This is a genomic window from Microcella alkalica, assembly GCF_014137945.1.
In the GTDB taxonomy this organism is placed as follows: domain Bacteria; phylum Actinomycetota; class Actinomycetes; order Actinomycetales; family Microbacteriaceae; genus Microcella; species Microcella alkalica.
On record NZ_JACGWX010000002.1, the window covers coordinates 365,426 to 385,250 of the forward strand.

Annotated in this window: 18 protein-coding genes; 16 read left to right on the plus strand and 2 right to left on the minus strand. The window is 72.0% G+C overall.

Annotation, left to right across the window (positions count from 1 at the left end):
• Nucleotides 1-2 precede the first annotated feature (2 nt).
• The 15 genes from FHX53_RS06185 (at nt 3) to FHX53_RS06255 (ending at nt 16,985) form a co-directional block, all read left to right on the plus strand.
• A complete protein-coding gene (locus FHX53_RS06185) occupies nt 3-1,379 on the plus strand; it encodes an ATP-binding protein (protein WP_182490464.1) in 1,377 nt (458 codons plus the stop codon).
• Nucleotides 1,376-2,332, plus strand: coding sequence for a TAXI family TRAP transporter solute-binding subunit (locus FHX53_RS06190; RefSeq protein ID WP_182490465.1), 957 nt, complete (start codon nt 1,376-1,378; stop codon nt 2,330-2,332). The genes FHX53_RS06185 and FHX53_RS06190 overlap by 4 nt, the downstream gene beginning before the upstream one ends.
• A gap of 208 nt (nt 2,333-2,540) precedes the next feature.
• Nucleotides 2,541-3,281 carry an amino acid ABC transporter ATP-binding protein gene (locus tag FHX53_RS06195; protein ID WP_425488303.1) on the plus strand — a complete coding sequence of 247 codons (741 nt, stop codon included), beginning with the start codon at nt 2,541-2,543 and terminating at the stop codon, nt 3,279-3,281.
• Between the two features lie 63 nt (nt 3,282-3,344).
• On the plus strand, nt 3,345-4,277 hold the full coding sequence (locus FHX53_RS06200; protein ID WP_182490467.1) for a glutamate ABC transporter substrate-binding protein: 933 nt from the start codon (nt 3,345-3,347) through the stop codon (nt 4,275-4,277).
• 82 nt (nt 4,278-4,359) lie between these two features.
• Nucleotides 4,360-5,007 (plus strand): amino acid ABC transporter permease, encoded by a 648-nt coding sequence (locus tag FHX53_RS06205; protein WP_182490468.1) that lies wholly within the window; start codon nt 4,360-4,362, stop codon nt 5,005-5,007.
• Nucleotides 5,004-5,876: an amino acid ABC transporter permease gene (locus tag FHX53_RS06210; RefSeq protein WP_182490469.1), complete on the plus strand. Its 873-nt coding sequence runs from the start codon at nt 5,004-5,006 to the stop codon at nt 5,874-5,876. The genes FHX53_RS06205 and FHX53_RS06210 overlap by 4 nt, the downstream gene beginning before the upstream one ends.
• Before the next feature lie 49 nt (nt 5,877-5,925).
• Nucleotides 5,926-6,966, plus strand: coding sequence for a phenylalanine--tRNA ligase subunit alpha (pheS, locus tag FHX53_RS06215; protein ID WP_182490470.1), 1,041 nt, complete (start codon nt 5,926-5,928; stop codon nt 6,964-6,966).
• Complete coding sequence (gene pheT / locus FHX53_RS06220; protein WP_182490471.1) at nt 6,966-9,476, plus strand: phenylalanine--tRNA ligase subunit beta; 2,511 nt, start codon at nt 6,966-6,968, stop codon at nt 9,474-9,476. The genes pheS and pheT overlap by 1 nt, the downstream gene beginning before the upstream one ends.
• A gap of 87 nt (nt 9,477-9,563) precedes the next feature.
• Nucleotides 9,564-10,610: an N-acetyl-gamma-glutamyl-phosphate reductase gene (gene argC, locus FHX53_RS06225; protein ID WP_182490472.1), complete on the plus strand. Its 1,047-nt coding sequence runs from the start codon at nt 9,564-9,566 to the stop codon at nt 10,608-10,610.
• Entirely contained in the window at nt 10,607-11,758 is a 1,152-nt protein-coding gene (gene argJ / locus FHX53_RS06230) for a bifunctional glutamate N-acetyltransferase/amino-acid acetyltransferase ArgJ (RefSeq protein WP_182490473.1), read from the plus strand. Before argC ends, argJ begins: the two co-directional genes overlap by 4 nt.
• Before the next feature lie 11 nt (nt 11,759-11,769).
• Entirely contained in the window at nt 11,770-12,684 is a 915-nt protein-coding gene (argB, locus tag FHX53_RS06235) for an acetylglutamate kinase (protein ID WP_182490474.1), read from the plus strand.
• Between the two features lie 62 nt (nt 12,685-12,746).
• A complete protein-coding gene (locus FHX53_RS06240) occupies nt 12,747-13,907 on the plus strand; it encodes an acetylornithine transaminase (RefSeq protein ID WP_343050884.1) in 1,161 nt (386 codons plus the stop codon).
• 29 nt (nt 13,908-13,936) lie between these two features.
• Nucleotides 13,937-14,899, plus strand: coding sequence for an ornithine carbamoyltransferase (argF, locus tag FHX53_RS06245; RefSeq protein ID WP_182490609.1), 963 nt, complete (start codon nt 13,937-13,939; stop codon nt 14,897-14,899).
• Nucleotides 14,896-16,296 (plus strand): argininosuccinate lyase, encoded by a 1,401-nt coding sequence (gene argH / locus FHX53_RS06250; RefSeq protein WP_182490475.1) that lies wholly within the window; start codon nt 14,896-14,898, stop codon nt 16,294-16,296. Before argF ends, argH begins: the two co-directional genes overlap by 4 nt.
• Before the next feature lie 5 nt (nt 16,297-16,301).
• The gene (locus tag FHX53_RS06255; RefSeq protein ID WP_182490476.1) at nt 16,302-16,985 is read left to right on the plus strand and encodes a DNA-3-methyladenine glycosylase; all 684 of its coding nucleotides are present in this window, start codon (nt 16,302-16,304) and stop codon (nt 16,983-16,985) included.
• Nucleotide 16,986: 1 nt separating this feature from the next.
• On the opposite strand, the gene FHX53_RS06260 is transcribed toward FHX53_RS06255, so the two are convergent.
• Entirely contained in the window at nt 16,987-17,556 is a 570-nt protein-coding gene (locus tag FHX53_RS06260; RefSeq protein WP_182490477.1) for a hypothetical protein, read from the minus strand.
• The gene (locus FHX53_RS06265) at nt 17,553-18,191 is read right to left on the minus strand and encodes a SatD family protein (protein ID WP_182490478.1); all 639 of its coding nucleotides are present in this window, start codon (nt 18,189-18,191) and stop codon (nt 17,553-17,555) included. The genes FHX53_RS06260 and FHX53_RS06265 overlap by 4 nt, the downstream gene beginning before the upstream one ends.
• A gap of 170 nt (nt 18,192-18,361) precedes the next feature.
• Here FHX53_RS06265 and tyrS point away from each other — a divergent pair, with 170 nt between their 5' ends.
• Nucleotides 18,362-19,672 (plus strand): tyrosine--tRNA ligase, encoded by a 1,311-nt coding sequence (gene tyrS, locus FHX53_RS06270; protein WP_343050870.1) that lies wholly within the window; start codon nt 18,362-18,364, stop codon nt 19,670-19,672.
• The last annotated feature ends 153 nt before the right edge of the window (nt 19,673-19,825 follow it).

Genomic DNA, 19,825 nt, shown 5'->3' on the forward strand with positions numbered 1-19,825 from the left:
CCGTGCGTCGACGGCTCATCGTCGTGTTCCTCGTGCCTCTCGTGGGCGTGCTCCTGGTCCTGGGCGGGGCCTACGCGTGGAGCGCGGCGCGCAGCATCCAGCAGGAGCAGATCTCGCAGCTGCTGGGGGACGTCGCCTACTTCGTCACGAGCGCTCGGCAGGCCCTGCGGTCGGGGAGCCCCGAGGTCGTCGCGAGCGAGGCGGAGCGCTACTTCGAGCTGTACGGCACGCGCGTGCTCGTCATCGACCGCGCCGGCGCCCCGTGGGTCGATGGCGCCGACGAGCAGCGTGTGCTCGATGAGGCCACGACGGCGCAGGTCCAGCTCGCGCTCGCCGGCCGTCGCGGTGAGGTTCCGGAACCGGCGCCCCCGTGGGCGCTGAGCGACTCGGTGATGGTGGAGCCCGTGATCGACAACGGGGAGGCGATCGGAGCCGTCGTGGTCACCGCGAGCGGAGACATCGCTCGCGAGACGATCCTGAGGCAGTGGGGGCTCCTGCTGGCCGGCGCGATCCTCGCCACCTCGGTCGGCATCCTCGTCGTGTTCCGGCTCGCCAACTGGGTGCTCAGACCCATCCGACGCGTCGACCGCGCGATGGAGGCGATCGAGCGGGGCGAGGTGGAGGCGCGCATCGCCGACGAGACCGGGCCGCCCGAGCTGCGCAGCATGATCCTGATCTTCAACCGCATGGCGGAGGAGATCGAGAAGGTCATGTCGCGCCAGCAGGAGTTCGCTCTCAACGCCTCGCACGAGCTCCGCAACCCCCTCAACGCGCTGCTGGTGAGGGTCGAGTACCTCGCGACCGGTCTCGACGAGGAGTGGGAGCGCGACGTCGAGGAGACCCGTGAGGAGGGGCGGCGGATGACGCGCATCCTCGACACGCTCCTGAATCTGGCTCGGAGCAGCGAGCGCGGAGCCGAGCCCGGGGAGGTGGACGTCGTCGACGTGGTCCGGGGGCGGGTGGAGGCCTGGACGCAGGCTGCCGCGCAGGCCCGCGTCAGCCTCGTCGCCGATGCGGCCGAGCCCGTTCTGGCCGTCACCGACCGCACGATCCTTGAGAGCGCGCTGGATGCCGTGATCGACAACGCGGTCAAGTTCTCGCCGGCCTCGACACGCGTGGAGGTCTCGGTCACCGACTCCTCCGAGGGCTGCGAGATCGTCGTGCGCGACCACGGACCCGGCGTCGAGGACGACGAGCTCGCGCACCTGGCTGAGAGATTCTGGCGCAGCCCGCGCAATCGCAGCACGCCGGGCTCGGGCCTCGGCCTCGCGATCGCGACCGATCTGTTGCACTCCATCGGCGGCAGGCTCCGCGTGGCGTCCCCGGAGGGCGGCGGGCTCGCCGTGCACCTTCGGCTGAGCAGCGGGGAGCCGTCATGAGGGGAACGGCTCGCCGGGCGCTCGCGGCCGCACTGACCGGGGTCATCGCGATCGCGACGCTGAGCGGATGCGGCGGCACGTCGGCGCCGGAACGATTCTCCATCGCGGGAGGCGGCGTGACGGGGGTCTACTACTCCTTCGGCGATCAGCTCGCCGAGGTGCTCTCCAGCAGGCTCGGCTCGGAGGTGACGGTCGACGAGACGAACGGCTCGGTCGACAACCTCCTGCGCGTCGCCGAGGGGCGCGCCCTGTTCGGCTTCGCTCAGAGCGATGCCGCCGCCGATGCGGTCGCCGGCGTCGGGGCGTTCTCCGAGCCGCTCGACGTGCAGGCCGTCGCGCGGCTCTACGACGAGTACGTGCACGTCGTGGTGCGCTCCGACTCCGACATTCGCCAGATCGCCGACCTCGCCGGGCGAGCTGTGTCGCTCGGGGCGCCCAGCTCCGGTGTGAACATCGTGGCGACGCGGGTGCTCGACGCCGAGGGCCTCGCTCCGACCGACGTCGATGACGAGGCCCTGGGGCTGACGGAGTCGATCGCCGCGTTCCGCGACGGCGAGATCGAGGGGTTCTTCTGGGTGGGCGGCGTTCCCACTCCGGGGTTGGCCGAGCTGTTCACCGACGCGCCCGCCCGGCTGCTGCCGATCGGGTCGGAGACGGTCGACCGCGTGAACGGGGCGCACGGCGGCGCGTACCGGCTCGCGGAGTTCCCGATCGGCGCGTACGGACGCACGCAGGCCACGGCGACGATGACGGTGCCCAACTACCTCATGGTCGCGGAGAGCGCCCCGGACGACCTCGTGCGCGCCGTCATCGCCGTGCTGTTCGAGTCGCGGTCCGCGATCGCAGCGGAGGTCCCGGCGGCGGCTCTCCTCGACCGGCGGCAGGCCATCTTCACCGATCCGGTCGATCTGCATCCGGGCGCCGTCGCCTACTACAGCGAGTCGAGGCGCTGAGCGCTCTCGCGCGCCCGACCGTTCGCTCAAGAATCGCTCAAGGCCTGCGGCGGTCGGACCTCGGGGTCTTAGCGTGAAGCCGTGTCACCAATGTCGATGCGCTCGCTCATCGTTGTCCTCGGGATGTGTAAACCCGACGACATCAGCAACGGGCTAAGCTCCCGCGATCCGCTGTTGGTCACTAACCGAGGACGAAGGGATGGCACTGATGGCTGAACCGTTGGTCGCGATCGAACAGATCAACAAGTCGTTCGGCGAGGTGCACGTCCTCAAGGACATCTCCACGACCGTGGAGAAGGGCGAGGTGGTCGTCGTCATCGGGCCCTCCGGCTCGGGCAAGTCGACCTTCTGCCGCGCGATCAATCGCCTGGAGACGATCGACAGCGGCCAGATCCGCATCGACGGCACGCCGCTGCCGGAGGAGGGCACCCAGCTCGCCGCTCTCCGCGCCGACGTCGGCATGGTCTTCCAGTCTTTCAACCTCTTCGCGCACAAGACCGTCCTCGAGAACGTGACGCTCGCGCCGATGCGCGTGCGCGGCACGTCCAAGGCCGAGGCCGAGAAGCGCGCGATGGAGCTCCTCGACCGGGTGGGCGTCGCCAACCAGGCGCAGAAGATGCCCGCGCAGCTCTCCGGCGGCCAGCAGCAGCGCGTCGCGATCGCTCGCGCGCTCGCGATGGACCCGAAGCTCATGCTCCTCGACGAGCCGACGAGTGCGCTCGACCCGGAGATGATCAACGAGGTCCTCGACGTCATGGTGCAGCTCGCGAAGGACGGCATGACGATGATCGTCGTCACCCACGAGATGGGCTTCGCCCGCAAGGCCGCCGATCGCGTCCTGTTCATGGCCGACGGCCGCATCCTCGAGGATGCCCCGCCCGCGTCGTTCTTCGACGACCCGAAGACCGACCGCGCCAAGGACTTCCTCTCCAAAATCCTCAGCCACTGAGCTCACGTTCCACAGGCCCATTCCGAAATGCACCACTCGATCCGACACCAAGGGGTACAGCACATGCGCATCACACGGAAGAGCACCATCCTCAGCGCGGCGGGCGCCGCGCTGCTCCTGGGCCTCACGGCCTGCGGCCCGGCCGGCAGCGCCGGACCCGGCGGCGTGGACGAGCCCGACGAGGGCGGCGAGACCGCCACCGGCAACGGCCCGTACAGCCTCGAGATCGCCGAGAACCCGGAGTTCGAGGAGGGCACGACGATGGCGGAGCTCGCCGAGGCGGGCACCATCCGCGTCGGCACCAAGTTCGACCAGCCGCTGTTCGGCCTCCAGGGCCCCGACGGCGTCCCCGTCGGCTTCGATGTCGCGATCGCCGCACTCGTCGCCGCCGAGCTCGGCATCGCGTTCGAGGACATCGAATGGACCGAGGCCCAGTCGGCCGTCCGCGAGTCGTTCCTCGAGTCCGACCAGGTCGACATCGTCGTCGCGACGTACACGATCAACGACGCCCGCAAGGAGCGCATCGACTTCGCCGGCCCGTACTTCGTCGCCGGTCAGGACATCATCGTCGCCGCGGGCAACCCGGAGGGCATCACCGGCCCCGAGGACCTCGAGGGTCTCCCGGTCTGCTCGGCGGAGGGCTCGACGCCCGCCGCGACGATCTCCGAGGAGTACGGCGCCGATCTGCTCGCCGCCGGCGCGTACAGCGACTGCCTCGACCCGCTCCGCAACGGCCAGGTCGTCGCGGTCACGACCGACAACGTGATCCTCTCGGGCTTCGTCGACCAGAACCCCGGCGAGTTCGAGCTGCTCGGCGAGACCTTCACCGAGGAGCCCTACGGCATCGGCCTCCCCATCGGCGATGACGCCTTCCGCACGTTCATCAACGACGTGCTCGAGGAGGCCTTCGAGGACGGCACGTGGGCGCGCCTCTACGAGGAGACCGCGGGCACCGTCCTCGAGGTGCCCGAGCCGCCGTCGGTCGACCGCTACTAGGCGCTCGCCGCGACACCCGGAGTGCGGGGCGGCCGCAGGGCCGCCCCGCACCATCCTTCTCATCTGACGACTGGAGAACCGCGTGCAGTTCCTCATCGAGAGCGGCGACGTGCTGCTCGAGGGCTTCCTCGCCACTCTGCGCATGCTCGCGCTCACGGTGCTGCTCGCGCTGCCGCTGGGCGTCGTGCTCGCGGCGATGCGCATCTCGCCCGTGCCGAGCCTTCGCTGGGTCGCCACGGGCTTCACCGAGCTGTTGCGCAACACGCCGCTCACGCTCGTGTTCTTCCTGCTCGTCTTCGTCGTGCCGCGCCTCGGTGTTGTGGTCGACTTCCAGATCAGCGCCGTCATCGCGCTCACGCTCTACACGGCCCCCTTCTACGCCGAGGCGATCCGCTCGGGCGTCAACTCGGTGCCGGTCGGTCAGGCCGAAGCGGCCCGCTCCGTCGGGCTCACGTTCAGCCAGACAGCCCGCTTCGTGATCATCCCGCAGGCGCTGCGCTCGGTCGTGCCCCCGCTCATCAACGTCACGATCGCCCTAACCAAGAACACCTCCGTCGCCGGCGGCTTCCTCGTCTTCGAGCTCTTCGCGTCGAGCCGCCGTCTGGCGAACTCCTACGCCGACGAGACGATTGCGATCTTCCTCGCGGTCGCCGCCTGCTACCTGCTCGTGACGATCCCTCTCGGCCGCATCGCGGACCGCCTCGAGAAGAAGGTCGCGGTGATGCGATGACCTCCGTCCTCTACGACGTCCCCGGCCCCAAGGCCCGCCGGCGCTCGCTCATCGCCTCGATCGCCACGGGCCTGCTGCTCGCCGGCGCCCTCGCCTGGGTCGTCGCGACCCTCGCGGGCGAGGGACTCTTCGATGCCGAGCGCTGGGACATCTTCCAGGACCCGCTCGTCTGGACAGCCCTCGGCAACGCGCTCCTCGTGACACTGCAGGTCGCCGTCATCGCGAGCGTGCTCGCCGTGATCATCGGCAGCGTGTTCGCGGTGCTGCGGCTCTCCGCGAGCGCGGTCGTCCGCGTGCCCGTCACGGTCGTCCTGGAGTTCTTCCGCGGTATGCCCGTGCTGCTGATGATGTTCTTCATCCTCATCCTCTTCGCGACGAGCCAGTACTGGGCTGTCGTGATGGGTCTCGCTCTTTACAACGGCGCGATCATCGGCGAGGCCCTCCGCTCGGGGATCGTCGCCTTGCCGAAGGGGCAGCGCGAGGCGGGGCTCGCACTCGGGCTCTCGCCCCTCAAGGCGCGACTGCTCATCGAGTTCCCCCAGGCCTTCCGAGCGATGACGCCGATCATCGTCGCCCAGCTCGTGGTGCTGCTCAAGGACAGCTCGCTCGGCTACATCGTCGGACTCGAGGAGCTCGTGCGGCGCCAGCGCACCCTCGCGGAGTTCTACGGCTTCTCGCAGTACGGCTTCTCGTTCTTCGTGATCACCCTCATCGCCTTCCTCATCGTGAACCTCACGCTGTCGTGGTTCGCCCGTCGGCTCGCCTCGCGCACGCCGGGCGGCCGAGCGCCGCGCCGCGCCGCGCGCGCGGCGATCGGCGAGAGCGCCGACACGACGGTCATCCGCACGGCGGGCGCCGGGGGCGCATAGGCGCCGGGGATCACCGTGCAGTCGCGCCCCGCGGCTAGACTCTCGTCTCGTGCCTGACACCCCCCAGATCTCCGAGTTGGCGGTCGAGGCGGCGGTCCAGGCGGCTCTCGCCGCCATCGCCGCCGCCCCCGACACCGCCGCCCTCAAGGCTGCGCGCTCCGCCCACGCGGGCGAGGCCTCGATGCTCGCGCAGCTCAACGCGAGCCTGCGCGACGTGCCGAACGACCAGAAGGCCGCGCTCGGCAAGCTCGTCGGCCAGGCCAGGGGCCGCGTGCAGCAGGCCATCGCCGCGCGCGAAGCCGAGCTGGCCGTCGCGGAGGAGCAGGCGCGACTCGCCGCCGAGACGATCGACGTGACGGGCATCCCCGTCAAGCAGGCCGTCGGTGCGCGACACCCGCTCACGACGATGATGGAGCAGATGAGCGACATCTTCCTCGCCATGGGGTGGGAGGTCGCGGAGGGCCCCGAGCTCGAGAACGAGTGGTTCAACTTCGACGCCCTCAACTTCGACCCCGACCACCCGGCGCGGGCGATGCAGGACACCTTCTTCATCGACCCCGTCGAGCGCCACCTCGTCCTCCGCACGCACACGAGCCCCGTGCAGATCCGCTCGCTTCTCGAGCGCGAGCTGCCCGTGTACGTCGTTGCGCCCGGGCGGGTCTTCCGCACCGACGAGCTCGACGCGACGCACACGCCCGTCTTCCACCAGATGGAGGGCATCGCGATCGACAAGGGCCTCACGATGGCGCACCTGCGCGGCACGCTCGAGCACATCGCGCGCTCCATGTTCGGCGAGGGCGCGCGCATCCGGCTGCGCCCCAGCTACTTCCCCTTCACCGAGCCGAGCGCCGAGCTCGACGTGTGGCACCCGACCTTCACGGGCGGCGCGCGCTGGATCGAGTGGGGCGGCTGCGGAATGGTCAACCCCAATGTGCTGCGTGCGGCGGGCATCGACCCCGAGGTCCACCAGGGCTTCGCGTTCGGCATGGGAATCGAGCGCACGCTCATGTTCCGCAACGACGTGAGCGACATGCGCGACATGGTCGAGGGCGACGTGCGCTTCTCGCAGCAGTTCGGATTGGTGGTCTGATGCGCATCCCGCTGAGCTGGCTCCGCGAATGGGTCGACGTTCCCGCCTCGGGCGACTCGGCGACGGATGCCGATCACGTGCACGCCGCGCTCGTCAAGGTCGGCCTCGAGGAGGAGGGCGTCCACGGCGGCGCTCTCACGGGGCCGATCGTCGTCGGCGAGGTGCTCGACTTCGTCGAGGAGCCGCAGTCGAACGGCAAGACCATCCGCTGGTGCCAGGTGCGCACCGGAACGACGGTCGAGGGCGAGCCGGAGGTGCGCGGCATCGTGTGCGGCGCACGCAACTTCATGATCGGCGACCTCGTCGTCGTGTCTCTGCCCGGCGCGGTGCTGCCCGGCCCGTTCCCGATCTCGGCCCGCAAGACCTACGGCCACGTCTCCGACGGCATGATCGCCTCGGCGCGCGAACTGGGCCTCGGTGACGATCACGACGGCATCCTCCGCCTCGCCGAGCTCGACGTCTCCGCCGAGCCCGGCACTGATGCGATCGCCCTGCTGGGGCTGGATGACGTGGCCGTCGAGGTCAACGTCACTCCCGACCGCGGGTACACGCTCTCCATCCGCGGCATCGCCCGCGAGTACTCCCACTCGACCGGCGCGTCCTTCCGCGACCCGGCCAAGGCGCTCGAGGTGGGGGAGGGGCTCGGCCACTCCGTCATCGTCGATGACCAGGCGCCCATCCGCGGCCGTCGCGGGTGCGACGTGTTCGTCACGCGCGTCGTGCGCGGGATCGACGCGACCCGTCCGACGCCGCGGTGGATGGTTTCGCGCCTGCAGCTCGCGGGCATCCGCTCGATCTCGATCGCCGTCGACATCACCAACTACGTGATGCTCGAGCTCGGCCAGCCGATCCACGTCTACGACCTGGCGCGGCTCACGGGCGGCATCACCGTCCGGCGCGCCCATCCGGGCGAGTCCCTCGTCACGCTCGACGATCAGACCCGCTCCCTCGACGCGGAGGATCTGCTGATCACCGACGAGTCGGGCCCCATCGGCATCGCCGGCGTCATGGGCGGCGCGAGCACCGAGGTGAGCGACGCAACCACCGACGTGCTCATCGAGGCCGCGAACTTCGACCCCGTGTCGATCGCGCGCTCGGCTCGCCGGCACAAGCTCCCGAGTGAGGCGTCGAAGCGCTTCGCCCGCGGCGTCGACCCGCTCGTCGCCGAGCCCGCCGCCCAGCGCGTCGCCGACCTCCTCGTCGAGCACGCGGGCGGCACGATCGACGATCTCGGCTCGGCGTGGATCGAGGCCAAGCGCCCCGAGTCGATCGCGCTCGCCGAGGGCTTCGTCGACCGCCTCATCGGCGTCGACTACTCGCTCGACGAGGTCACCGACTCGCTCGGCGCGGTCGGCTGCAAGCTCAAGCCCGAGGGCGACGGCTGGCTCGTCGAGCCGCCGAGCTGGCGCCCCGACCTCGTCGACGCCCCGTCGCTCGCCGAGGAGGTCGCCCGCATCGTCGGCTACGACCGCATCCCCTCCGAGCTGCCGGTGGCCCCTCCCGGGCGCGGCCTCACGCGCTCGCAGCACGTGCGCCGCGGCGTCGGCCGCGCGCTCGCCGCCGCGGGCCTCACCGAGGTGCTCGCCTACCCGTTCGTCCGCAGCGCCGACAACCGGCTCATGGGCGGCGACGACGTCGCGCAGGTCCGGGTCGCGAACGCGCTCGACGCCGAGCAGGGAATGCTCCGCGTGAGCCTCATCCCCGGCCTCGCCGCGATCGCGCACCGCAACCTGTCGCGCGGCCTCACCGACGTCGCCGTCTTCGAGCTCGGGCACGTCTTCCGCCCCGAGGCGGGACGCACGTACGGCGTCGACGCGGTGCCCTTCGGCACGGCGCGGCCGAGCGACCAGGCCGTCGCCGAGCTCGAGGAGAGCATCCCGCACCAGCCCTGGAGCATCGCCGCGCTCTTCGTCGGCGACCGACGCGCGCGCGGAATCGGGCAGGCGTCCGAGGAGTCGGGCATCGCCGACGCCCTCGACGCCGCCCGCCTCATCGCGAGCGTCGCGGGCGCGAGCCTGCGCATCGAAGCCGGGTCGCACCCCGCGCTGCACCCGGGTCGCACCGCCGCGCTCCTCGTCGGCGACGAGACCATCGGCTACGCGGGCGAGCTCCTGCCGCAGGTGGCGCTCGATCGCGATCTGCCCCGCCGCGTCGGCGCGCTCGAGCTCGACCTCGATCGGCTCATCGCGCTCGGCTCGGGTGAGATCGCCGCGACGTCGCTCGCGACCTTCCCCGCCGCGACGCAGGACCTCTCGCTCGTCGTCGCCGATGACGTCTCGGCGGGCGCCGTGCGCGACGCCGTCGCCGAGGGCGCCGGAGACCTGCTCGAGAACGCCGAGCTCGTCGACGACTACCGAGGCGCGGGGCTTGCGCCCGGCACGAAGTCGCTCACGCTCGCGCTGCGCTTCCGGGCTCCCGACCGCACGCTCACGGCGGCTGAGGCGACCGAGGCGAAGAACGCGGGCGTCGCGCGGGCGGCCGAGCGGTTCGGGGCGACGCTCCGCGGGTGAGGATGCGCCTCGAGCGACGATCGGGCCGCCCGGCAGGGCGACGCCCGCCGGTCAGCGGCGCGCCCGGCGGGCTCCTAAGCTAGAGCAATGCCGTATTCCGTTGCGGTCGCCGGCGCGAGCGGGTACGCCGGCGGCGAGGCCCTGCGACTCCTCTCCGCGCACCCCGAGCTCGAGGTGCGCACGGCGACCGCGCACTCCAACGCCGGTCAGCGCCTCATCGACGTGCACCCGCACTTGCGATCGCTCGCCGCGCTCGACCTCGTCGAGACGAGCGCCGCGACCCTCGCCGGTCACGACGTCGTCGTGCTCGCTCTGCCGCACGGCGCCTCCGGGGCGCTCGCCGCCGAGCTGCCCGACGACGTCCTCGTCCTCGACCTCGGCGCCGACCACCGCCTGACGAACGAAGCGGACTGGAATCGCTTCTACGGAAGCGAGTGGCACGGCTCCTGGGCCTACGGCCTCCCCGAGCTCCTGCATTCAGGCAGCGGCCGTCAGCGCGACGCCCTCGCGGGCGCGCGCCGCATCGCCGTGCCCGGCTGCAACGTGACCGCGGTCACGCTCGGGCTCGCCCCGGGCATCCGCGCCGGCGTCATCGAGCCGGGCGACCTCACCGCCGCGCTCGCCGTCGGACCGAGCGGTGCGGGCCGGTCGCTCACGACCGAGCTGCTCGCGAGCGAGCTGCTGGGCTCGGCCGCGCCGTACGCCGTCGGCGGCGTGCACCGGCACATCCCCGAGATCCTGCAGAACCTCGCGGTCGCCGGGGCCGAGTCGCCGACGATCTCGTTCACGCCCGTGCTCGTGCCGATGAGCCGCGGAATCCTCGCGACCGTCACCGCCCGCCTCGTGCCCGGCACGAGCGCCGCGGCCGTGCGCGATGCGTGGGTCGACGCCTACGCGACCGAGCACTTCGTGCACGTGCTTCCCGAGGGGCGCTTCCCCAGGACGGCGGACGTCCTCGGCGCCAACACGGCGATGATGGGCGTCGCCGTCGACGCCGACGCCGGCCGTGCGGTCGTCATCGTCGCGATCGACAATCTCGTCAAGGGCACCGCGGGAGCGGCCATTCAGTCGCTCAACATCGCGCTCGGACTCGACGAGACGCTCGGCCTTCCGTTCGACGGGCTCGCCCCGTGACCGTCACCGCCCCGGTCGGCTTCGATGCCGCGGGCGTCGCGTGCGGCCTCAAGTCGAGCGGCGCCGCCGACCTCGCGCTCGTCGTCAATCGCGGCCCGCGCCGCGCCGCCGCCGCGGTGTTCACGAGCAACCGCGCGAGGGCCAACCCCATCCTGTGGTCGCAGCAGGCCATCGCCGACGGCGAGGTGAGCGCGATCGTGCTCAACTCCGGCGGCGCCAACTGCTTCACGGGCGCCGAGGGCTTCCAGACCACGCACGCGACCGCCGAGGCCGTCGCCGATGCGCTGCAGGTGAGCGCGGGCGATGTGCTCGTGTGCTCGACGGGGCTCATCGGCCAGCAGCTGGACCGCCCGAAGCTCGTCGCGGGCGTCGCGGCCGCCGCAGGCGCGCTCTCCGCCGACGGCGGGGCGGATGCCGCGCGCGCCATCATGACGACCGACTCGGTACCCAAGACGGTCGTCGTCGAGGGCCCCGACTACTCGATCGGCGGCATGGCGAAGGGCGCGGGGATGCTCGCGCCCGGTCTTGCGACGATGCTCGTCGTCCTGACCACGGACGCCGATCTCCCGGCCGCGGAGCTCGATCGGGCGCTGCGAGCCGCGACGCGCGTGAGCTTCGACCGGCTCGACTCCGACGGCTGCATGTCGACCAACGACCAGGTGACGCTCATGGCGAGCGGAGCATCCGGCGTCACGCCAGACACCGCGGAGTTCGGCCGGCTCCTCACCGACGCCTGCCTGTCGCTGATGTCGCAGCTGCAGGCCGACGCGGAGGGCGCGAGCCACGAGATCGTCATCATGGTCAGCGGCGCCGTCACCGAGGACGACGCGGTCGAGGTCGCGCGCTCGGTCGCCCGCAACAACCTGTTCAAGGCCGCGATGTTCGGCAACGACCCCAACTGGGGCCGCGTGCTCGCCGCGATCGGCACGACGGCGGCCGAGTTCGACCCGTACGCGGTCGACGTCTCGTTCAACGAGGTGCGGCTGTGCCACGCCGGCGCGCCCGACCGCCCACGCGACGAGGTCGACCTCTCCGGCCGCGTCATCGCCGTGCACATCGAGCTGCACGCGGGCGACGAGTTCGCGACCGTGTACACGAACGACCTCACGCACGACTACGTGCACGAGAACAGCGCGTACTCGAGCTGACAGGGGCCGGCATGAGCGAACTGAGAACCCCCGACGAGGTGGCGAGCGAGCACGAGCGCGCCGCCGCGAAGGCCGAGACCCTCATCGAGTCGCTGCCGTGGCTGCAGGCCTTCCGCGACGCGATCGTCGTCGTGAAGTTCGGCGGCAACGCGATGGTGAGCGACGAGCTGCAGCGCGCCTTCGCAGAGGACATGGTGTACCTCCGCACCGTGGGCCTGCGCCCCGTCGTCGTGCACGGCGGGGGCCCGCAGATCTCGGCGATGCTCGAGCGCTTCGGCATCGAGAGCGAGTTCCGCGGCGGGTACCGCGTGACGAGCCCCGAGGCGATGGACGTCGTTCGCATGGTCCTGACCGGCCAGATCAGCCGATCGCTCGTGAGCCTCATCAACCAGCACGGACCGCTCGCGGCCGCCGTCTCCGGCGAGGATGCCGGGCTCTTCCGCGGCCAGCGCCGCGGCACCGTGGTCGACGGGGTCGAGGTCGACCTCGGCCTCGTGGGCGATGTCGTGGGCGTCGACCCCGCGGCGGTGCTGCAGCTGATCGACGCGGGGCGCATCCCCGTCGTGTCCTCGATCGCGCCCGACATCGACGCGCCCGGCCAGTCGCTCAACGTCAACGCCGACTCGGCGGCGGCGGCGCTCGCCGCGGCGCTCGGGGCGCAGAAGCTCGTGATCCTGACCGACGTGGCGGGCCTGTACCGCGACTGGCCCGACCGCGACTCGCTCGTCTCGACGATCGACACCGATGAGCTGCGCGCGCTGCTGCCGAGACTCGAGTCCGGCATGATCCCGAAGATGTCGGCGTGCCTCGACGCCGTCGACGCGGGAGTCCCCAAGGCCGCGATCATCGACGGCCGCGTGCCGCACTCGATCCTGCTCGAGATCTTCACGCGATCGGGCATCGGCACGGAGGTGGTCGCCCCGTGACCGCTGCCTCCGCTCCTGCCGCCCTGCCCGCCGGCTTCGCCGCGGGCCCGCAGACGGATGCCGTGCGCGCGCGGTTCGCGCACGTCGCGATGCGCTCCGCCCCCGCTCCCATGGCCGCCCTGAGCCACGGCGTCGGCGCGACCGTGTGGGATGTCGACGGGCGCGAGTACCTCGACTTCCTCGCCGGCATCGCGGTCAACGCGCTCGGCCACGCGCACCCCGCCCTCGTCGCGGCGGTGAGCGAGCAGGCCGCGCGCCTCGTGCACGTCAGCAACTACTTCACGACGGAGCAGGCCGTCGGCTTCGCCGAGCGCCTCGTCCGACTCACCGGCGCGGGGGAGTCGGGGCGCGTCTACCCCGCGAACTCCGGCGCGGAGGCGATCGAGGCCGCCGTCAAGCTCGCCCGCCGCACCGGTCGGCCACGCATCCTCGCCTTCGAGCAGGCCTTCCACGGTCGCACGATGGGGTCGCTCGCGCTCACCGGCAAGCCCAGCCTGCGCGCGCCGTTCGAGCCCATGCTGCCGGGGGTCGAGCACCTGCCGACCGACCTCGACGCCCTCGAGGCGGCGATGGGCGACGACGTCTCGGCGCTCGTGCTCGAGCCGATCAAGGGCGAGGCGGGGGTGGTGCCGCTGCCCGGTGGGTTTCTCACCGCTGCGCGCGAGCTCACCGCACGGCACGGGGCGCTGCTCATCGTCGACGAGATTCAGACCGGCGCCGGCCGCACCGGCGACTGGTTCGCGTTCCAGCACGAGGGCGTCGTGCCTGACGCGATCGCCCTCGCGAAGGGCATCGGCGGCGGCATCCCCATCGGGGCGCTCGTCACGATCGGCGCCGCGAGCGAGCTGTTCTCGCTCGGCCAGCACGGATCGACCTTCGGAGGGAACCCGCTCGCGACGGGCGTGGCCAGTGCCGTTCTTGATGAGATCGAGCGCTCCGACCTGGTGCGCAACGCGGCCCGACGCGGCGAGCAGCTGCGAGAGGGCATCCTCGCTCTCGCCTCGCCCCTCGTGACCGAGGTGCGCGGTCGCGGGCTGCTGCTCGGCGTCGGGCTCGATCGGCCGGTCGCGAGCGCGGTCGTCGCCGCGGCGATGGACCGCGGTCTCATCGTGAACGCCGCGAACGAGTCGAGCATCCGTCTCGCCCCGCCGCTCATCATCGGCGACGGCGAGATCGAGCACTTCTTGACCATCTTCTCCGCGAGCCTGGAGGCTGCAACGTGACCACCACCACATCCGCGACGGCCGTGACCGTGCGCCACTTCCTGCGCGACGATGACCTGAGCCCCGCCGAGCAGGCCGAGATCCTCGACCTCGCCGACCGGCTCAAGGCCGACCGCTTCGCCGAGCGGCCGCTGGCGGGCCCCGAGACGGTCGCGGTCTACTTCGACAAGACCTCCACGCGCACGCGGGTGAGCTTCACGGTTGGCATCGCCGACCTCGGCGGGCAGCCGCTCGTCATCCAGTCGGGCGAGAGCCAGCTCGGCGCGAAGGAGTCGATCGCCGACACCGCGCGCGTTCTCGAGCGCATGGTCGCCGCGATCGTCTGGCGCACCTTCGCCCACTCGGGGCTCGAGGAGATGGCTGCGAACGCGAGCGTGCCCGTCATCAATGCGCTCAGCGACGACTTCCACCCCTGTCAGCTGCTCGCCGACCTGCAGACGATCCGCGAGCACCGCGGAGCACTCGCCGGCCTCACGGTCGCCTTCCTCGGCGACGGTGCGAGCAACATGGCTCACTCGTACCTGCTCGCCTGCGCGACCGCGGGCATGCACGTGCGCATCGCCGCCCCCGCTGCGGCCGCGCCCGAGGCGCGCGTCGTCGCCGATGCCGAGGCCCGCGCGGCCGAGACGGGCGGCTCGGTGGTCGTCACGACCGACGCGACCGCTGCGGTCGAGGGGGCCGACGTCGTCGTGACCGACACGTGGGTCTCGATGGGCAAGGAGGAGGAGAAGGAGGCGCGCGTCGCCCTCTTCGACGCCTATCGGGTGGATGCCCGGCTCATGGCTCTCGCTGCCGACGACGCCCTCTTCCTCCACTGCCTCCCGGCCTACCGCGGGTACGAGGTCACGGCCGACGTCCTCGACGGTGCGCAGTCGGTCGTCTGGGACGAGGCGGAGAACCGTCTGCACGCGCAGAAGGCGCTCCTGGTGTGGCTGCTCCGGCAATCGCTCGGCGCGGCCCTGCCCGCCGCCTCGCCAGAGGGCGCCCGATGAGCGGCGCGACGAACGAGGGCTCGCTCTGGGGCGGCCGCTTCGCCGACGGCCCGTCACCTGAGCTCGTGCGCCTGAGCCGCTCGACGCACTTCGACTGGCAGCTCGCCCCCTACGACCTCGCCGGCAGCCGCGCCCACGCGAGCGCTCTCGCGGCGGCGGGCTACCTCGACGCCGACGAGCTGCGACGGATGCGCGACGCGCTCGATGCGCTCGAGTCCCGCTGGCGGGCGGGCGACCTGCAGCCCCGCCCCGAGGATGAGGACGTGCACGGCGCGCTCGAGACCGCTCTCCTCGCGGAGGTCGGCCCCGAGCTCGGAGGCAAGCTCCGCGCGGGCCGCAGCCGCAACGACCAGATCGCCACGCTCATCCGGATGTACCTGCGCGACCACGGCCGGGCGATCGCGGCCGAGGTGCGCCGTCTCGTCGAGGCGCTCGCGCAGCAGGCCGACGGGCATTCCGACGCCGTCATGCCGGGCCGCACGCACCTGCAGCACGCGCAGCCGGTGCTGCTGGCCCACCACCTGCTCGCCCACGCGTGGCCGCTCGTGCGCGACATCGAGCGCCTGCGCGACTGGTGGGCGCGCGCCGACCGCTCGCCTTACGGCTCCGGTGCGCTCGCCGGCAGCTCGCTCGGACTCGACCCCGCGATCGTCGCCGCCGAGCTCGGCTTCTCGGGCCCGACCGAGAATTCGATCGACGCCACGGCGAGCCGCGACCTCGTCGCCGAGTTCGCGTACATCGCCGCGCAGATCGGCATCGACCTCTCGCGGCTGGCCGAGGAGATCATCTTCTGGAACACCCGCGAGGTCGCGTTCGTGACCCTGCACGACGGGTACTCGACGGGGTCGTCGATCATGCCGCAGAAGAAGAACCCCGACATCGCCGAGCTCGCGCGCGGCAAGGCGGGCCGCCTGATCGGCGACCTGACCGGTCTGCTGACGACGCTCAAGGGGCTCCCGCTGGCCTACAACCGCGACCTGCAGGAGGACAAGGAGCCCGTCTTCGACGCCGTCGAGACTCTCGAAGTGCTTCTGCCGGCGTTCACGGGCATGGTCGCGACGCTTCGCTTCGACACCGCGCGCATGGCCGAGCTCGCCCCTCAGGGCTTCTCGCTCGCGACCGACGTCGCCGACTGGCTCGTGCGTCAGGGCGTGCCCTTCCGCGAGGCGCACGAGATCTCCGGTGCCCTCGTCGCGCACTGCGAGCGGGTGGGCCTCGAGCTGCACGAGCCGAGCGACGCCGACTACGCCGCGATCGACCCGCGGCTGACCGGCGAGGTGCGCGCGGTGCTCACCGTCGAGGGCTCGATCGCGTCGCGCTCGGGCGCGGGCGGCACGGCGGCGGTCGCCGTCGCGGCCCAGCGCGCGCATCTCGACGAGCGGCTCGCCGCGCTCTGAGGGCGATGAGCGACTCCGGCAGCGCCGACGGGCGCGCCCCCGACCCCGTGGCGGCCGCGCTCCTCGCGGGCGACCCGCTCGAGGTCGCGCCGCGCCTGCTCGGCTCGCTCCTTCACGGTCGTGGCGTGACGGTGCGCCTGACCGAGGTCGAGGCCTACCGCGGCGGTGACGACCCCGGGTCGCACGCCTTCCGCGGCGAGACACCGCGCACGCGCCCGATGTTCCTCGGAGCCGGGCACGTCTACGCGTACGTCACTTACGGCATGCACACGTGCGTCAACCTCGTCGCGGGCAGGCCCGGCGTCGCCTCGGGCTTGCTCATCCGGGCGGGGGAGGTCGTCGACGGCGCAGATCTCGCGCTCGCCCGCCGAAGCGCGGGCCGCGAGGGCCGCGCCATCCCGAATCGCGATCTCGCCCGCGGCCCGGCGCGGCTCGCGTCCGCCCTCGGGGTCTCCCTCGCTGACTCGGGCTCGCCGCTTCTGCCGCTCGACCGGGCCGATCTCGACGGTCTCCGGCTCGAGGTGCGCCCGGCGCTGCCCGCCGAGCGCATCGCGACCGGTCCGCGCGTGGGCGTCGCCGGTCCGGGCGGGGATGCCCACGCACATCCCTGGCGATTCTGGATCGACGGCGACCCCACGGTATCCGTGTACCGGCCCGCGGTCGCCCGCCGGCGCCGCCCTCCGGCCTAGATCACGCGAGTGCGATGAGCCCCGCGCAGGCGCCCGCCCAGAGCAGGCTCACGAGAGTGCCGATGATGAAGCGCTCGGTCGCGGCGCCCGCGTCGAGGTCGCGGAATCGACCCAGGCCCTTGATGGCGATGAGCGCGGCGAGGAGCTCCCATCGGCCGATGAGCACCGCGGCGACCACGATCGTCCTCTCGAGGAACCCGATCGTCGTGCCGCCGCGCAGAACCTCGCGGCCTGGCTCATCGCCGACGAGAATGCCGCCGTGCGACCCCTCCGGCGCCCCGATGCCGCGCGTGGCGGCGGCGAGCACAAGCGTCGCCACCGGGCCGCCGCCGGCGATGCCGAGCGCCGCCATGCCGAGCTGCGCGAGCAGCGTCGAGCTCGACGGCAGGGTGTCGCTCGCCCCCGACGCGACGGCGAGCCCGCCCACGACCACGACGCCGACGCCGACGACGACGAGCCGCGGCTGCGACTCGGTCGTCGCGAGCACGGCGAGTACGACGGCGAGCCAGACGATCCCGACGAGCCCCGACCAGGCGAGCGCGAGCGAGAGCCCGACGGGGTCCAGGATCATGCGGCGGTGTCCTCCGAGGTCGGGCCGACCGCGCTCTGCGAGCGGTCGGCGTCGGCGAGCAGTCGGCTGAGGGAGGCGCGCGCCTCCGCGTCGAGCTTCAGCCCCGCGGCGCGAGCACGCTTGCTCGCGGCCTGCGGGGTGATGCCGATCCGCTCGGCGGCGTCGGCCTGCGTGTCGCCGCCCTCGAGCAGGTCGTGCATCTCCCAGCCCTGCTCGCTCCATCGTGCCCGCTGCGTGAGGAGCAGGTCGACGAGCGCTCCCAGGTCGGCGACGCGGTCCTCGTCGCCGGACGAGCCGCGCACGGCGCAGTGCGTCGGGCGCCTGTCGGCGGCCTCGACGGCGGCGCGCGCCGCGAGGAAGGCGGGCCCGCGGGCCTCGCGCACGCTGTCGGGCAGGGGAGTCCGCACCGCGCCGAGGCCGATGCCGACGCGCCAGTGCTCGTCGCGCAGCAGGTGCAGGGCGATCTCGAGGGCGGTCTCGGCGCTCGCCGTGATGAGCTGCAGCTCGTCGCCCGCCGTCCGCTCGGGCGGGAGGGCGAGAGCCTCGCCGTGCTCGCGCTCGATGTCGGCGAGCGCTCCGGCGACGCGGTCGTCGTCGTGGCGGCTGTCGATCTGGTCGGCGATGATGACGAACATGGCTGCTCCTCTCGCGAATGCTGCTCGCATCAAGTCTAGGGGGGTTATCGCTACCGAGCAACCCTGCAGGCTTGATAAAGCAAAGCACAACCGCACAGGGTGGATACCAAGCACCTCGCTCCCGGTAGCGGTCGACCGGGGGGCGCCGCTCGCGTTGATACGCTGGCGCCGTGCCCGCCGCAACCGTGACCCTGACCGAGCCGCGCAACGACGACACGTTCGAGACGCTGTGGGACGAGATCGTCTGGCGCGGACTCGTCCACGTCTCGACCGACGAGGACGCGCTGACCGCGCTGCTCGACGGACCGCCCATCACGTACTACTGCGGCTTCGATCCGACGGCCCCGAGCCTGCACCTCGGCAACCTCGTGCAGCTGCTGCTGATGCGACGCCTTCAACTGGCCGGCCACCGGCCCCTCGGGCTCGTCGGCGGGTCCACCGGGCTCATCGGCGACCCGAAGCCCACCGCGGAGCGCACCCTCAACGACGAGTCCGTCGTCGCCGAGTGGGTCGGGTACCTCCAGGCCCAGGTCTCGCGCTTCCTCTCGTTCGAGGGCGACAGCGCCGCGCGCCTGGTGAACAACCTGGACTGGACGGCACCGATGAGCGCCATCGAGTTCCTCCGCGACATCGGCAAGCACTACCGTGTCGGCACGATGCTGAAGAAGGATGCCGTGAGCGCCCGCCTCAACAGCGACGAGGGCATCAGCTACACCGAGTTCAGCTACCAGATCCTGCAGGGCCTCGATTTCCGGCGCCTGCATCTTGACTACGGCTGCGTGCTGCAGACGGGCGGCAGCGACCAGTGGGGCAACCTCACGAGCGGCGTCGATCTCGTGCGTCGGGCCGAGGGCGCGACCGTGCACGCGATCGGCACCCCGCTCGTCACGAACGCCGACGGCCGCAAGTTCGGCAAGAGCGAGGGCAACGCGATCTGGATCGATCCCGAGCTCACGAGCCCCTACGCGATGTACCAGTTCTGGCTCAACACCGACGACGCCGATGTGATCGACCGGCTCAAGGTCTTCACCTTCCTGACGCGCTCCGAGATCGAGGAGTACACGCGGAAGGTCGATGACGAGCCATTCCGACGCGAGGCGCAGCGCCGCCTCGCCCTCGAGGTCACCGGTCTCGTCCATGGCGCCGAGGCCGTCGCGGCGGCGATGGATGCCACGGCCGCGCTGTTCGGCGGCGGCGACCTGCACGCCCTCGACGCCCCGACCCTCGCCGCGGTGCTCGACGAGCTCCCGACCGCGGACGCGGAGCCGACCCAGACCGTCGCGCAGGCGCTCGTCGCCACGGGACTGTGCGCGAGCCTGAGCGAGGCTCGCCGCGCCATCGGGCAGGGCGGAGTGACGATCAACAACGAGAAGGTCGCCTCCGACGAGGAGACGCTCGAGGGGCGCGCTCTCGCCGGGGGAGTGGCGGTGCTGCGACGCGGCAAGAAGACGCTTGCCGGAGTGCGCATCCTCGGCGCCTGAGGTCTCTCGCCGGCGAGCTCCCGCGCGCGTCCGGCGCGACACGCCCGGGATGCCTCTCTGATTCGCTCGGGCGCCTCGCGCCGCGTACATTTCTAACTCGTCGCCCCAAAGGCGCAGGAGAGCCGAAGAGCCTCCCGCCTCACGCGGAGACCA

Bases quoted from the DNA above. Each gene is read 5' to 3' on its own strand.
- FHX53_RS06190 (WP_182490465.1), top strand. From the start codon at position 1,376: ATGAGGGGAACGGCTCGCCGGGCGCTCGCGGCCGCACTGACCGGGGTC.
- FHX53_RS06195 (WP_425488303.1), top strand. From the start codon at position 2,541: ATGGCTGAACCGTTGGTCGCGATCGAACAGATCAACAAGTCGTTCGGC.
- FHX53_RS06200 (WP_182490467.1), top strand. From the start codon at position 3,345: ATGCGCATCACACGGAAGAGCACCATCCTCAGCGCGGCGGGCGCCGCG.
- FHX53_RS06210 (WP_182490469.1), top strand. From the start codon at position 5,004: ATGACCTCCGTCCTCTACGACGTCCCCGGCCCCAAGGCCCGCCGGCGC.
- pheT (WP_182490471.1), top strand. From the start codon at position 6,966: ATGCGCATCCCGCTGAGCTGGCTCCGCGAATGGGTCGACGTTCCCGCC.
- argC (WP_182490472.1), top strand. From the start codon at position 9,564: ATGCCGTATTCCGTTGCGGTCGCCGGCGCGAGCGGGTACGCCGGCGGC.
- argB (WP_182490474.1), top strand. From the start codon at position 11,770: ATGAGCGAACTGAGAACCCCCGACGAGGTGGCGAGCGAGCACGAGCGC.
- argH (WP_182490475.1), top strand. From the start codon at position 14,896: ATGAGCGGCGCGACGAACGAGGGCTCGCTCTGGGGCGGCCGCTTCGCC.
- FHX53_RS06255 (WP_182490476.1), top strand. From the start codon at position 16,302: ATGAGCGACTCCGGCAGCGCCGACGGGCGCGCCCCCGACCCCGTGGCG.
- FHX53_RS06260 (WP_182490477.1), bottom strand. From the start codon at position 17,556: ATGATCCTGGACCCCGTCGGGCTCTCGCTCGCGCTCGCCTGGTCGGGG.
- FHX53_RS06265 (WP_182490478.1), bottom strand. From the start codon at position 18,191: ATGTTCGTCATCATCGCCGACCAGATCGACAGCCGCCACGACGACGAC.